Raw genomic sequence first — 14,602 nt, 5'->3', positions numbered from 1 at the left:
CCTGCCACGCCCATCGGTGATTGCCATGACGCTGTCGTTCCGACGCCCTGCCCCGCCCCTGATCGCGCTGCTGGCGGTACTGGCCACGCTCACCGCCTGCAACAAGCCCGCCACGCCGGCCGCCCCCGCGCAGACCGGGGCAGCGACCACGCCGGCGCCCGCGTCCAGCATTGCCTGGCGCGAGGGCGATGTCGACGATGCCTTCGCCGAGGCCAGGGAAAGCGGCAAGCCGATCCTGTTGTACTGGGGTGCGGCCTGGTGCCCGCCCTGCAATCGCCTGAAAGCCACCTTGTTCAAGGACCCTACCTTCATCGCCCGCACCCAGCAATTCGTGGCGGTGCATCTGGATGGCGATTCGGAGGGTGCGCAGGCCTGGGGCGAGCGCTTCGGCATCAAGGGCTATCCGACCATCATCGTGCTGCGTCCGGATCGCAGCGAGATCACCCGCCTGGCCGGCGATGCCGACAACGCGCGGCTGGCCGATGTCTTGCGCGTGGCCGCCAAGAGCACCAGCACCGTCAGGCAACTGCTCGACACCGCATTGCAGCGCCCGCAGCAACTCAGCGCGGACGACTGGGCCGTGCTCGGCAACTACGCCTGGGGCACCGACGACCGGCTGGTCAAGCCGGAGCAGGCCGTCGATGTGCTCACGCGCCTGTCCAGGTCGGCGCCGCAACCGGCCCTGCAACGCAGCTTCGCCCTGGCAGCGATTACTGCAGCCAAGCACCCACCGGCCGCCAGCGCGGCGTCGCGCAGCTTGCTGGAAGCGGTGCTGGCCGACCCGGCAGAGGTGCGTGCCAATCTCGGCACGCTGAGCTACATGCCCGCACGGCTGGTCGCCGCTGCCAGCAGCGATGCCGGCGAGCGCACCACCTTGTCCAACGCGCTGAATCTGGCGCTGGACAAGATCTATGCCGACCCCGCATTGCCGATCGCCGACCGGCTCGGCACCGCGTACGCACGGATCCAGCTGGCCCGCCTGGCGCAAGGCCAGCCCACCGAGACCGAGGCCAAGGGCGCGCAACCGCCGCTGCCCAAGGCCGTGGTCGACACCGTGCAGCAACGCGTGCAATGGGCCACCGACACCGCCAGGACCGATGAGGAACGCCAGTCCACCATCAGCACCGCCGCAGCGTTGCTCGGCGAGGTGGGCGACAACAGCGGCGCCGAACAGTTGCTGCTGGCCGAGTTGACGCGCAGCAAGACGCCCTACTACTACATGCCCGAACTGGCCGACCTGGCCGAACAACGCGGCGATAAGAAGACCGCGCTGTCCTGGCTCAGGAAGGCGTACGAAAGCGCGCAAGGGCCGGCCACTCGCGTGCAGTGGGGCGTGATGTACGTGGATGGGCTGATCCGGCTCAGCCCGGACGACACTGCCGGCATCGAGGCCGCTGCCACGCAGGTGATCGGCGAACTGGCCGGGCAGCCCGATGGCTACCGCCAACGTACCCGGCAGCGCTTTGCCACGCTGGGCGCCACCTTGAAGACCTGGAGCAAGCGGCATCGCCAGGACGGCAATGCGGTGCTGGCGCGCCTGCAGCAGAAGATGCAGAGCAGCTGCGGCAGCAAGAACACCGGCGAATGTGCCAGCTGGTTGGGCTGAGCCGGCATGGCGGCGCAGCCATCCGCACCGCGAGTGTGGCCACGCTGACACCATCGCAGCGGCGGTTTGGGGGTTGGCCGCCGGATTCCCGACCACGCGCGCAACCGGCGGCTATGAGCGAGATGGGCCGGTTGCAGCCACCGGCCAGCTCACTCCGCCAACAGCCCTGGCAGGTCTACCGATGGCTGTTGGCGGTGGCGGGCTTCACTGCGCTGCCGCTAGCGCACCCACGGCAACAGCAGGTGATCCACCATCAGGAACGCGAACAGCGCCATCAGATACACGATGGAGTAGCCGAACATCTTCATTGAGAACAGCTCATCCGGCGGGTCGAGCATGCGCCAGGCGTACCAGAGGAACACCACGTTGAGCACCACCGCGCCGCCCAGGTAGAACAGCCCGCTCATGCCCACCGCCACCGGCAGCAGGGTCACGATCGCCAGCAGCACCGTGTACACCAGGATCTGCTTGCGCGTATGCGGCACACCGTGGGTGACCGGCAGCATCGGGATCGCCGCCTTGGCGTAATCGGCACGCCGGAAGATCGCCAGCGCCCAGAAATGCGGCGGTGTCCAGATGAAGATGATCAGCACCAGCAGCGAGGCATTGATCCAGTCGGCGCTGGTCGGCAAGCCGGTCACTGCGGCCCAGCCCAGCATCGGCGGCGTGGCGCCTGCCAGGCCACCGATCACGATGTTCTGCGAGGTCGCCCGCTTCAGGTACACGGTGTAGATCACCGCGTAACCGATCAGCGACGCAAACGTCAGCACCGCGGTGATCACGTTCACCCAGACCACCAGGATGGTCATGGAGATCACGATCAGCACGCTGGCAAACAGCAGCACCTGCCACGGCCGCACCTTGCCCACCACCAGCGGCCGCCATGAGGTGCGTGCCATCTGCGCGTCGATCTTGGCATCCAGCAACTGGTTGATCGCCGCCGCAGCCGATGCCGCCAGCCAGATGCCCAGAAAGCCCAATGCACCGGTGCGCACCTGCAGCCACGTCGGAACATCCGGGATGGCCAGGAACATGCCCACCAAGGCGGTGAACACGATCAGTGCCACCACCTTGGGTTTGGTCAGATCCCAGTAGTCGCGTGCGCTGACGGCCATGCTCACTCCGGCGCGCGCAGCCGCGCCAGCAGCGAGACCAGCACGAACAGGAGCGCAACTGCGCCGCCGTTATGCAGCACCGACACTTCCAGCGGCAGGGCCAACTTGACGTTGAGCATGCCCAGCGTCACCTGCACCGCCACCAGCACCGCCAGCGCACCGGCCCACACGCGCATGCCCGGCGAGCGCGACAGACGCCAGGCCAGCCACCACAGGTAGAGCGCCGTCGCAATTGCCCACAACCGGTGCGCCATCTGGATGGCGATACGCGCTGCGCCATCGAGCACACCGCCTTCGTAATCCACCCCGATCCCGCGCCACAGCGTGAAGCCTTCGCGGAAGTCGTGCGGCGGCCACCACTGGCTGACGCAGCGCGGGAAATTGTCGGCCGACCAGCTGCCACCGCCACAGGCCAGCGCCGCGTAATTGGCACTGACCCAGCCGCCAAGCGCGATCTGCAGGCCCAGCACCGCCACGCCCGCGCGCAACAGCCACGTGAGCCGCGAGGCATCGGCCAGCGTGATCGGCAAGTGGGTTGCGCGCCAGGCCATCCATACCAGCAGCGAGAACATCAGCATGCCGCCGAGCAGATGGCCCATCACCACGATGGGCTTGAGCAGCAACGTCACCGTCCACATGCCCAGCAGCGCCTGGAAGATCACCACTGCCAGCGTCAGCACCGCCGCACGTGCCAGATCGATATTGCTCCAGCGCAGCGCCGCCAGCAGCAGGATCGCCTCGCCCGCGATCGCCACGCCGAACGCCAGCGTGTGCCAGCCGGACATGTACAGCGGAATGGACAACGCCACCAGCACCGCGGCAGCGACCACCTGGGCGATGCCCATGCGGCGGCGGCGCACCGCCAACAACGACAACACCAGCACCTCCACCCCGAGCGCGCCGGCCAGGAAGCGGTGCACCTGCTCGCGCCAGGCCTTGTGCGATTCCAGCGGTCGGATCTTGCTGGCCACATGCGCGTTGGCTTCGTCGCTGGTCTGTGGCCAGGTGACGCGGCCGTAGCAGGTGGGCCAGTCCGGGCAGCTCATGCCGGCATCGGACAGCCGCACGAACGACCCAAACAGGATCGTGCTCGCAGTGAACAGCGCAGCCAGCCAGGCCATGCGATGGAAGTGGCGGAACAATGCCGGTGGCGCAAACAGATTCATCGAAACGGGCTCACATCAGTTTCAGCAGCTTGACCAGATCGGCACGCAGGCCGGCCGGGTCGAACCCCGGGGCATAGCGCAGGATCACGAAGCCGTTGGGGTCGATCACATACACCGGCACGCCGGCGGCATCATCGGCACGCGGCAGGCCCTGCCGCAGCCGCGCGTCGTCGCGCAGCACACGCAGGGCCGGCATCGGCGGCAACCCGGCCGGCGGGATGCCGATCCACAACACATCCACCTTGTCGGCGCGATGCCCGAGCAGTTGCCACACCTTGTCCAGTTCGACCGCCAGCGTCACGCATTGCTGCGTACAACGGGCCGGCGGTGCGAGCGCAATCCGCCACACGCGTTCGGCAGGCGTCCAGGCATACGGCTGCCCGTCCGCGCGCACCGGCACCAACCCGCGCAGGTCGGCGGGCGGCTTGAGCAATTCGCCGTGATTGCGCATCGATGCCGGCTGCCATCCGGAGAAGCGCAGCACGCCGGCCAGCAACATCGAGCCGAAGAACAGCACCGCCAGGGCAATCAGCATCCTGCGGCCGCGTTTGACCGAATGCGGCGTGGCCGATGTGGAGGAGGTCATGCCGGCGATTTTCTCATGCCGCAGGCGTCAGTGCCCGCGTCGACGGCTGCGACGCGCACGCCACGTCAGCAGCGTCGCGGTGACCAGCACGGCTGCGGCCAGACCGAACCATTGCACCGCATAACCCAAGTGCCGCGCGGGCGGAAGCGTATTCGGCAGCATCTCCAGGTCGCGTGCGTAACCGACCGGCAGGGCCGGATCCAGGCGCAGGACCTGCGACGAAATGTCGCGCCTGCCAAGCGCACTGCGCAGGGCGGTGGTCTCCAGACGCGTAGCCAGCCAGGTCTGCGGCGCATCGGCAGCCGACAACGCCGGCCCCATCGCAAGCCCGGCCGAGGGCGGCGCACCCAGCAACCCCTGCAGCGTATGGGTCCCTTGCAGCGGCGTGATCCTCGGCAATTGCCGATTGGCCGGCAACGGCAGCCAGCCCAGATCGACCAGCAGCGTGACGGAGCTGCCCTGCGGCGCGGCAAGCTGATAGATCCGCACACCGGCGCGCCCGGCATGCAGCTGGTTGTCCAGCAGCACCTGCTGCGGCAGGAACCGCACCTGTCCGCTCACCCAGGCCAGCGCATGCGGCGTGGCCAGCGCCTGCACCAGGGTCAACGGCGTCTGCCGCACCTGCGCCGCGCGTTCCAGCAACGCCTGTTTGTCGTGCATGCGTTGCAGCTGCCACTGTCCAAGCGCCACAAAACCCGCGCTGACCAGCACGGCCAGGCACCATCCCAGCACCGCCGTGTGCTTGCGCATCATGACAAGCGACGCAAAAAGGCGTGCAATGCCGCTACCACGCCGACGACCACCGGGGCTGTTGTGAACGATTCGCTCAAGACGTTGCTGATTGTCGCCTTCCTGATCGTGATCCTGTGGAACCTGGGCGCAGGCCTGTACTACCTGCTCACCGACCGTGGCGAAACCAAGCGTACCGTCAACGCACTGACCTGGCGCATCGGCCTCTCAGTCGCACTGATCGCCGTGGTGATCCTGGGCATCTATACCGGCTGGATCAAGCCGCATGGGCTCGGCCGCTGACGCGGCTGGGAATGGGGAATGGGGAATCGTAAAAGCAAAAAGGGGCTCGCTCTTGCGATTCCCGATTCCCGATTCCCGATTCTCAAAGTACATACACGAACAGGAATAGCGCCAGCCACACCACGTCGACGAAGTGCCAGTACCACGCGGCCGCTTCGAAGGCGAAGTGGTTGTCGCGGGTGAAGTGCCCGCGCGCGACACGCAGCCACATCACCGCCAGCATGATCGTGCCCAGCAGCACGTGCATGCCGTGGAAGCCGGTGAGCATGAAGAAGGTCGAGCCGTAGATGCCAGATCCCAGCGTCAGATTGAGCTCGGTGTAGGCGTGGATGTATTCCTCGGCCTGCAGGAACAGGAACACGCAGCCCAGCAGCACGGTCAGCCCCAGCCACAGCAATAGCGCGCCGCGACGACCGCCCTTGAGTGCGTGGTGCGCGATGGTCAAAGTCACGCCGGAACTGAGCAGGATCAGCGTATTGATCAGCGGCAGGCCCCAGGCCGGAATGGTCTGGAATTGCCCACCGATCGTGCCGGGGCCATTGGTCGGCCACGCAGCGGAATAACCGTTCCACAACAGTTCGTTGGTCATCACGCCATCGCCTTCGCCGCCCAGCCAGGGCAGCGTCAGCACGCGCGTGTAGAACAGCGCACCGAAGAAGGCGCCGAAGAACATCACCTCGGAAAAGATGAACCACACCATCCCCATGCGGAACGAGCCGTCCACCTGGCGGTTGTAGTGCCCGGCATTGGATTCGCGAATGACATCGCCAAACCACATGAACAAGGTCGCCAGCAGCATCGCCATGCCGACGAAGAACGTCCAGCGTCCCCATGCCGCATCGTTGAGCCAGCTGGCCACGCCGATCATCATCACGAACATCGCAATCGACCCGACAAAGGGCCACTTGCTCTGGCTCGGGACGAAATACGCATCGGCATTGGGACTGTGGTCGGCCATGGCGTTGCTTCCGTGTCGGTGCTGCGTGTGGATGAGGGATTACGGCGCGGCGCGCGGCGCGCTGGATGCGCCACCGCCCTGCAGCTCCGAGGTTAGGGTGTCGTTGCGATAGAACGTATAGGACAGGGTGATCGTGGTGACTTCCGGCGGCAGCGCAGGGTCGACGATGAAACGCAGCGGCATGTCGCGCGTTTCGCCGGCCTGCAAGGTCTGCGCGGTAAAACAGAAACATTCGGTCTTGTTGAAGTATCCGGACGCGCGCGCCGGTGCGACCGATGGCACCGCACTGCCGACCACCGCACGCGCGCTGTCGTTGCGCGCAAAATACAGCGCCTCGTTGAGTTCGCCCGGCACCACATCCATCGTCATCTGCTCGGGATGGAAGGTCCACGGCAGCTTGGAATTGACCCCGGCATCGAACTCCACCCGCACCGTGCGTTTGCCAGGCCCTGCAATCGCCGCGCCATTGGCACGCGTGCTGCCCGGTGCGCGCTCCATGCGGATGCCGAAGACTTTTTCGCACGCGATGCGATACAGCGGCACCAGCGAAAAGGTCAGCACGAACACGCCCAGCACCACGCCCAGCAGCTTGAACAAGCCGGCCGTCGGTGCAGGTGCGGGCGCCCGCGCGTTCACCGCCCGATGACTCCCGACGCGATGAAACCCGCGTAGATCAGCAGCGCGATGATGCCGACGGTGATCGCCGTGCGGCGCACCGCGCGACGCTGCTGCGCCTGCCGTTCGGCAGCCGAGAGCAGGCGCGCCACCGCTGCCGGCGCCGACTCAGTGACCGATGTCTTCATGCGCAAGATCTCCAGGCTTGATCACCGGTGGCACGGTGAAGGTATGCGCCGGTGCCGGCGACGGCACCGTCCACTCCAGTCCCCTGGCGCCTTCCCAGGCCCGTGCGTCGGCCTTGGCCCCGCTGCGTAACGAGGCGAGCAGGATGCCGGCCATCAGGAACGGCGTGGCGAACATGCCGAACGCGCCGATCGAGCTGATCAGGTTCCAGTCGGCGAACACCACGTTGTAGTCGGGAATCCGCCGCGGCATGCCGGCCAGGCCGAGGAAGTGCTGCGGGAAGAACAGCAGGTTGACGAACACCATCGTCCACCAGAAATGAAATTTGGCCCAGGTTTCGTTGTACATCCGCCCGGTCCATTTCGGCCACCAGTAGTAGACCGCCGCGATCAACGCGAACACCGCTCCGGTGACCAGCACGTAATGGAAATGCGCGACCACAAAATACGTATCGTGGTACTGGAAATCCGCCGGCACGATCGCCAGCATCAGGCCCGAGAATCCACCGATGCTGAAAAGGATCACGAAGGCCACCGCCCACAGCATCGGCGATTCGAACGTCAGCGAGCCCTTCCACATCGTGCTGACCCAGTTGAACACCTTCACCCCGGTCGGGATGGAGATCAGCATCGTGGCGAACATGAAGTAGATTTCGCCACCGAGCGGCATGCCCACGGTGAACATGTGGTGCGCCCACACGATGAAGCTCAGGAACGCGATCGCCGCGATCGCATACACCATCGCCTGATACCCAAACAGCGGCTTGCGGCTGAAGGTCGGGATGATCTCGCTGACCACGCCGAACGCCGGCAGGATCATGATGTAGACCTCCGGGTGCCCGAAGAACCAGAAGATGTGCTGGTACATCACCGGGTCGCCGCCGCCGGCCGCATTGAAGAAGCTGGTGCCGAAGAACTTGTCGGTCAGCAGCATGGTCACTGCACCGGCCAGCACCGGCATCACCGCGATCAGCAGGAAGGCGGTGATCAGCCAGGCCCAGCAGAAGATCGGCATCTTCAACAGATCGATGCCGGGCGCGCGCATGTTGAGCACGGTGGCGATGATGTTGATCGCGCCCATGATCGAACTGACGCCGGCCACGTGAATTGCAAACACGCTGAAGGCCACGTTGTAGCCGCCCTGCAGCGACAGCGGCGGATACAGCGTCCAGCCACCGGCCGGCGCACCGCCGGGCAGGAACAACGTCAGCAGCAGCAGGGTGAAGGCCACCGGCAGCAACCAGAACGACCAGTTGTTCATGCGCGGCAACGCCATGTCCGGCGCGCCGATCTGCAGTGGAATCATCCAGTTGGCCAGGCCGACGAAGGCCGGCATCACGCCGCCGAAGATCATCACCAGTGCATGCACGGTGGTCATCTGGTTGAAGAATTCGGGTTTGACGAACTGCAGCCCGGGCTGCATCAGTTCGGCGCGGATCACCACGCTCATCGCCGCGCCGATGATGAACATCACGAAGGAAAACAGCAGGTACAGCGTGCCGATGTCCTTGTGATTGGTCGAGAAGAACCAGCGCTCGACGAAACCGGGCTGGTGGTGTCCGTGGTGATCGACTGCGGTATGCGCCATGACGGAACGACCTCTACGAAGCGATGCGGTTGCGGGCGATTAAAGAGCGGCAGTCGGCGCGGCGGCCGGAGCAGGCGCAGCCTCGCCGGCAGGCGTTGCTGCAGGGGTGGACGCCGGCGCCGGTGCGGGGGCGCCCGCCGGTGCAGCAGGCGATGCATTGGCACTGCGACGCGCGGCCAGCCAGCGCTGGAATTCGGCCTTGGGCAGCGCCTCCACCACGATCGGCATGAAGCCATGGTCCTTGCCGCACAATTCGGCGCACTGGCCCCGATACACGCCCGGCTGCTCGATGTTGGTCCATGCCTCGTTGACGATGCCGGGGATGGCGTCCTGCTTCCAGCCCAGGGCCGGCACCCACCACGCATGGATCACGTCGTCGGCGGTGATCACGAAACGGATCTTGGTCCCGACCGGCAGCACCAGGCGGTTGTCCACATCCAGCAGGTAATGCGGTTGCGAGGCAGCGGTCGGACGCTCGCCACTCTGGCGGATGCGATCGGACTCGCGCGCCAGCCGGCTGGTGAATTCCACGCCCTGGCCCAGATACTCGTATTTCCACATCCACTGGTAGCCGGTGACCTTGACGGTCATTTCCGACTCGCGGGTGTCGTACATCGCGATCAGCTTGGCCGTTGCCGGCCAGGCCATCGCAATCAGCACCAGCACCGGAATCACCGTCCACAACACCTCGGCCGTGGTGTTGTGACTGAACTGCGCAGCCACAGCGCCCTTGGACTTGCGGAACTTGAAGATCGCATAGCCCATGGCACCGAACACCAGCGCGCCGATCACCACGCAGACCCACAGCGCCACCATATGCGCCTCGTAGGCCATGCGCGCGGTCTGAGTGACCCCGCGGCCCATGTTGAGCTGCCATTCCTTCGGGTCGGCCGATTGCGCCCAGGCAGCCGGTGCGCCCAGCAGCGCCGCCATCGCCAAAGCCATCTTCGAATACGTCGCCTTCCAGCTGCTGCGTTGCGTCATTGCCTAGACCCTTACGTCATCGGTGACGGCCATTGGCGGCCGCGAGCAAGCGTTTCAGCGTAGTTGCCAGTTCCACACGTTCGGCCGGCCCGAGAAAACTTCCGATCTCGATCTGCTTGCCGCTGCTGACCAGCACCACCCTGTCGTCGCGTTCCATGCATAGCCGCACCCAATGCGGATGTGCCTGAAACGCTGGTGGCGCATGCCCGGACGCGAACACCTCGACGACGGTGTCTCCCACCCGGATCGCTTCTTCGCGCTCGCCACTTCGCCACAACTGCCGCAGCGCCAGCGCCACCACACCACTGTGCAACAGGGCGAACACCGGCGCGAATGCATTGCCGGTCCACCACCCCAGGCCCGCAAATACCCACATCGTTCCCGCCAATATTGCGAACAACTGCACGAACTGCCTGGCCGACAATGCCCGCGGAGGCCGCAACCGCAACTGCGTCCCGACCCCTTCGGACATCAACGGCAGTACTTCGATCATTGGCAACACGCAGCGCACTGCGGGAATGGCCCGATGGTAGACCCGCACGAACGCAGGCGGCAAGCGTTTCCGGCAATCGTCGAATTGCTGCAGTGCAGCTAAAAACACGCGTAAATCAATCACTTCCCGAAGCCGGCAGCGATCCTCGTGCCCGTGGCCGGCAACGATCGAGCCCGCTTGGGCCTGCGCTGGCCACGTGCACAAAACGGCGGAAAAGCTGCCGCTTCCACACAAGTGCGCGGAGCCCGCGGCTCTCTAGAATGAGCACGGATTCCCAGGCGCCCTACGCATGAACGCTCAGCTCGACCCGCTTGCCTCTCCCTCAGTTGCGCGCCCGCTGTTGGCGCCCGAGCTGCCTGCCGCACCCGGCGCATTGCGTGCGGCGATCACGGCCGCATGGCTCAAGGACGAAACCGAGCACGTACGCGAACTGCTCGACCAGGCGCGGCTGCCCGCCGCCGAGCAGGCCAAGGTGCAGGCGCTTGCCGCCGACCTGGTCACCCGCGTCCGCGCACGTGCGCAGGACCAGGGCGCGATCGAGGCCTTCATGCGCCAGTACGACCTGGGCAGCGAAGAAGGCGTATTGCTGATGTGCGTGGCCGAGGCGCTGTTGCGCATTCCCGACCAGGACACCGCAGACAAGCTGATCCGCGACAAGCTCGGCGATGCGGACTGGAAGAAGCACGTCGGCGGCAGCGACTCGGTGCTGGTCAACGCATCGACCTGGGGCCTGATGCTCACCGGCAAGCTGGTGCAGCTCAACGACCTCACCCGCGCCGACGTGCCGGGCGCGTTCAAGCGCCTGATCGGCCGCGTCGGCGAGCCGGTGATTCGCCTGGCCGTGCGCCAGGCGATGAAGATCATGGGCCACCAGTTCGTCATGGGCCGCACCATCGGTGAAGCCCTCTCGCGCTCGCGCAAGGGCGACAACGCCGATTACCGCTATTCGTTCGACATGCTCGGCGAAGGCGCATTGACCATGAAGGATGCGCAGCGCTATTTGCAGGCATACCGCGATGCCATCCACGCGATCGGCCGCAGCGGCAGTTTCGTCGGCACCGATGTATTCGCAGCGCCCAGCATCTCGATCAAATTGTCCGCACTGTATCCGCGCTACGAACATGCCAAGCGTGCGCGCGTGATGGCCGAGCTGGTCCCGGGCGTGCTCGAGCTGGCGCAACTGGCCAAGTCCTACGGCATCGGCTACACCGTCGATGCCGAAGAAGCCGACCGCCTGGAACTGTCGCTGGACATCATCGAGGCCACGTTCTCCGACCCGTCGCTGGATGGATGGGAAGGCTATGGCCTGGCGGTGCAGGCCTACCAGAAGCGCACGCCGTACACGATCGATTTCCTGGCCGACCTGGCACGCCGCGTCGGCCGTCGGATTCCGGTGCGTCTGGTCAAGGGCGCGTACTGGGACGCGGAGATCAAGCGCGCACAGATCGAAGGTCACCCCGGCTATCCGGTATTTACCCGCAAGCAGAATACCGACGTGTCGTACCTGGCCTGCGCACGTCGCATGTTCGCGCACAGCGATGCGCTGTACCCGATGTTCGCCACGCACAACGCGCAGACCATCGCGGCGGTCCGCGCGATCTCCGGCGGCAAGGTGTACGAACACCAGAAACTGCACGGCATGGGCGATGACCTGTATGCCGAAGTGATTCCGGCCCATCGCCTGGGGCTGCCCTGCCGCGTGTACGCACCGGTCGGCTCGCACGAGGATCTGCTGCCGTACCTGGTGCGACGCCTGCTCGAAAACGGCGCCAATTCCAGCTTCGTCAATCGCATCACCGACGAGGACGTCGCCATCGAAGAGCTGATCCGTGATCCGGTCGAAGCAGTGTCCTCGTTCGGCTCCATCCCGCATCCCAAGATTCTGCTGCCGACCGATCTGCTGCGCAGCCAGAACCAACACAGGAAAAATTCCATGGGCGCCAATCTCGCCAACGACAACGATCTGCGGCAGCTGGCCGAGCAACTCAATGCCGCCATCAAGCCGTGGAAGGCCGGCCCGCTGGTGCCCAGCGCGGTGATCAGCACGCCCAGCCAGGCCGTGCTCAACCCGGCAGACCGCCGCGACACGGTCGGGCAGTGGCAGCCAGCCGATCCTGCCACCGTACAGACGGCGTTGGCGACCGCGGCTGCCGCGCAGCCAGCCTGGAACCGCACACCTGCCGCCAGCCGCGCCACCATCCTGGAGCATGCGGCCGACCTGCTTGAAGCGCGCATGCCCGAGTTCATGGCCATCTGCGTCAAGGAGGCCGGCAAGACCCTGCCCGACGCCGTGGCCGAGGTGCGCGAGGCGGTCGACTTCCTGCGTTATTACGCCAGCCAGGCACGCGCCCAGTTCGGTGCGCCCGAACGCCTGCCCGGGCCGACTGGTGAATCCAACGAACTGCAGCTGCATGGCCGCGGCGTATTCGTCTGCATCAGTCCCTGGAACTTCCCGCTCGCCATCTTCCTCGGCCAGGTCGCCGCCGCATTGGCCGCCGGCAACAGCGTCATCGCCAAGCCCGCAGAGCAGACCAACCTGATCGGCTACGCCGCAGTGAAGCTACTGCACGAAGCGGGCATCCCCGAGGCGGTCGTGCAGTTCCTGCCGGGCGACGGCGCCACCGTCGGCGCGGCGCTGACCAATGACCCGCGCGTGGCGGGCGTTGCCTTCACCGGCTCCACCGAGACCGCACGCGTCATCAACCGCACCCTGGCTGCGCGCGACGCCGCAATCGGTGTGCTGATTGCCGAAACCGGTGGCCAGAACGCCTTCATCGCCGACTCGTCCTCGTTGCCGGAAGCCGTCGTCAAGGACGCGATCTCCAGCGCCTTCATGTCCGCCGGCCAACGCTGCTCGGCGGCCCGCGTTCTGTTCGTGCAGGACGACATCGCCGACAAGGTCATGACCATGCTGGCCGGCGCCATGGGGGAATTGAAGATCGGCGATCCTGCGCTCCTGTCCACCGACGTTGGTCCCGTCATCGATGCAGATGCACTCAAGATCCTCGATGATCATGCAGCGCGCATGGATCGCGAAGCCCGCCTGATCGGCTCCACCACCCTGGATCCGGCCGCCGCTAACGGCAGTTTTTTCGCCCCACGTGCGTACGAGCTGACCTCGCTGGCGCAGCTGCAGCGCGAGGTTTTCGGACCTGTACTGCACGTCATTCGTTGGAAGGCCGACCAGCTCGACGCCGTCATCGACCAGATCAACGCCACTGGCTATGGCCTGACCCTGGGCGTGCATTCGCGCATCGACGAGACCATCGATCGCATCACCGCACGCGTTGCGGTGGGCAATGTCTACGTCAACCGTAACCAGATCGGCGCGGTCGTCGGCGTACAACCCTTCGGCGGCCAGGGCCTGTCGGGCACCGGCCCGAAAGCCGGGGGTCCACATTACCTGCTGCGCTTCGCTACCGAGAAGGTCGTCACCGTCAACACGACCGCCGCAGGCGGCAATGCCTCCCTGCTGACCTTGGGCGACTGATCCTCGCCTCGATGCAGGCGTCATAGTGCAGTCGATTGGACCAAAAAACCCCGCTCACGCGGGGTTTTTTGTTGGCTTGTGCCCTGCTAATGCCTCATGCGACGGCGATAAGTGATGTGGCCAAGCACATGCGTATCGGATGCAGTCTCGGTGAGCAGCATGGCGGCCAAGAATAGGCCAGTCACCGAGTCACCGAGTCACCTCGATCTTGATCAATTGTATGGCCCTGATAGTCCCAGCGCCCCTGATAGTCCCCAGGGCTCCTGCCGGTCCCAGGAGTCTGGCGCCTCTGGAGTGCAACCAGGCCCCATTTGCCCGCACTGGTCGGCGATCAGTGCTCCTCGTGCCGATCCTATAAGCGGGAAGCCACCGCCATCACAGGTACTTTTCAGGTGCTCTCAGGTGCTTTCACTGGCGACGCACTGACTGGTCGGTTCTTTGACCATATGCCAATCGATCGGATGTCTCTTCGATCATCAGGGCAAGGTGGGTGCCGCTGCAGTACCAGTGAGTGGGCCCTCAGCGCCGAGCGCGTGTCCTGGTATCGGTGCCCTGCTCCGAGTGCGCCTTGCCGGTCCGGGTTCTGCGGTGACATTCAGACCCTTCGGCCTTGCTATCGCGTCCCTGCTTTGCACAAGCGCCAGGCGCGTGTCGTGCCACCAGTACCTGGCTCAGCCTGAGCGTCGAGCCTGCGGATGCGGATCCGCTGGTCAGCGTGCGTCCTTGTGCGGTGTCTTTGGCGGTTACGTTGCGGATTTTGGACAAAAAGAAACCCTCAGTCCTG

General features: G+C 65.5%; 13 protein-coding genes. 3 read left to right on the top strand and 10 right to left on the bottom strand.

Translation table 11 applies throughout. From position 1 onward, the window contains the following. Nucleotides 1-25 precede the first annotated feature (25 nt). Nucleotides 26-1,606 (top strand): thioredoxin family protein, encoded by a 1,581-nt coding sequence (locus EO139_RS18645; protein WP_126971901.1) that lies wholly within the window; start codon nucleotides 26-28, stop codon nucleotides 1,604-1,606. Nucleotides 1,607-1,824: 218 nt separating this feature from the next. On the opposite strand, the gene cyoE is transcribed toward EO139_RS18645, so the two are convergent. From cyoE to EO139_RS18625, 4 genes are read right to left on the bottom strand one after another with little or no spacing between them, the layout of a single operon-like run. Continuing rightward, nucleotides 1,825-2,721 carry a heme o synthase gene (gene cyoE, locus EO139_RS18640; RefSeq protein WP_104584131.1) on the bottom strand — a complete coding sequence of 299 codons (897 nt, stop codon included), beginning with the start codon at nucleotides 2,719-2,721 and terminating at the stop codon, nucleotides 1,825-1,827. Between the two features lie 2 nt (nucleotides 2,722-2,723). Next, the gene (locus tag EO139_RS18635) at nucleotides 2,724-3,887 is read right to left on the bottom strand and encodes a COX15/CtaA family protein (RefSeq protein ID WP_104584132.1); all 1,164 of its coding nucleotides are present in this window, start codon (nucleotides 3,885-3,887) and stop codon (nucleotides 2,724-2,726) included. 10 nt (nucleotides 3,888-3,897) lie between these two features. After that, nucleotides 3,898-4,473, bottom strand: coding sequence for a hypothetical protein (locus tag EO139_RS18630; protein WP_126971899.1), 576 nt, complete (start codon nucleotides 4,471-4,473; stop codon nucleotides 3,898-3,900). A gap of 27 nt (nucleotides 4,474-4,500) precedes the next feature. Then, complete coding sequence (locus EO139_RS18625; protein ID WP_126971897.1) at nucleotides 4,501-5,226, bottom strand: SURF1 family protein; 726 nt, start codon at nucleotides 5,224-5,226, stop codon at nucleotides 4,501-4,503. Nucleotides 5,227-5,286: 60 nt separating this feature from the next. On the opposite strand from EO139_RS18625, the gene EO139_RS18620 reads away from it, so the two are divergent. After that, nucleotides 5,287-5,505, top strand: a complete 219-nt coding sequence (locus EO139_RS18620) for a twin transmembrane helix small protein (RefSeq protein ID WP_006449736.1) — start codon at nucleotides 5,287-5,289, stop codon at nucleotides 5,503-5,505. An 82-nt stretch (nucleotides 5,506-5,587) separates the two neighbouring features. Here EO139_RS18620 and EO139_RS18615 read toward each other — a convergent pair whose 3' ends face one another. The 6 genes from EO139_RS18615 to EO139_RS18590 are packed head-to-tail and all read right to left on the bottom strand — an operon-like array spanning nucleotide 5,588 to nucleotide 10,328. Further along, entirely contained in the window at nucleotides 5,588-6,463 is an 876-nt protein-coding gene (locus EO139_RS18615; protein WP_104535425.1) for a cytochrome c oxidase subunit 3, read from the bottom strand. Between the two features lie 39 nt (nucleotides 6,464-6,502). Beyond that, entirely contained in the window at nucleotides 6,503-7,099 is a 597-nt protein-coding gene (locus EO139_RS18610) for a cytochrome c oxidase assembly protein (protein WP_104584136.1), read from the bottom strand. Continuing rightward, nucleotides 7,096-7,266 (bottom strand): hypothetical protein, encoded by a 171-nt coding sequence (locus EO139_RS18605; protein ID WP_104584137.1) that lies wholly within the window; start codon nucleotides 7,264-7,266, stop codon nucleotides 7,096-7,098. The genes EO139_RS18610 and EO139_RS18605 overlap by 4 nt, the downstream gene beginning before the upstream one ends. Continuing rightward, nucleotides 7,247-8,851, bottom strand: coding sequence for a cytochrome c oxidase subunit I (gene ctaD, locus EO139_RS18600; protein ID WP_065032999.1), 1,605 nt, complete (start codon nucleotides 8,849-8,851; stop codon nucleotides 7,247-7,249). The genes EO139_RS18605 and ctaD overlap by 20 nt, the downstream gene beginning before the upstream one ends. 39 nt (nucleotides 8,852-8,890) lie before the next feature. Further along, a complete protein-coding gene (gene coxB / locus EO139_RS18595; RefSeq protein WP_115677773.1) occupies nucleotides 8,891-9,835 on the bottom strand; it encodes a cytochrome c oxidase subunit II in 945 nt (314 codons plus the stop codon). Nucleotides 9,836-9,851: 16 nt separating this feature from the next. Continuing rightward, nucleotides 9,852-10,328 (bottom strand): DUF2244 domain-containing protein, encoded by a 477-nt coding sequence (locus tag EO139_RS18590; protein ID WP_126972072.1) that lies wholly within the window; start codon nucleotides 10,326-10,328, stop codon nucleotides 9,852-9,854. A 289-nt stretch (nucleotides 10,329-10,617) separates the two neighbouring features. On the opposite strand from EO139_RS18590, the gene putA reads away from it, so the two are divergent. Beyond that, nucleotides 10,618-13,818, top strand: a complete 3,201-nt coding sequence (gene putA / locus EO139_RS18585; protein ID WP_126971895.1) for a bifunctional proline dehydrogenase/L-glutamate gamma-semialdehyde dehydrogenase PutA — start codon at nucleotides 10,618-10,620, stop codon at nucleotides 13,816-13,818. Nucleotides 13,819-14,602: the final 784 nt, after the last annotated feature.

Origin of the sequence: Xanthomonas sp. BRIP62411, from assembly GCF_003993525.1 — a bacterium.
GTDB lineage: Bacteria > Pseudomonadota > Gammaproteobacteria > Xanthomonadales > Xanthomonadaceae > Xanthomonas > Xanthomonas euroxanthea.
This window is presented reverse-complemented; position numbering and strand designations above follow the sequence as displayed.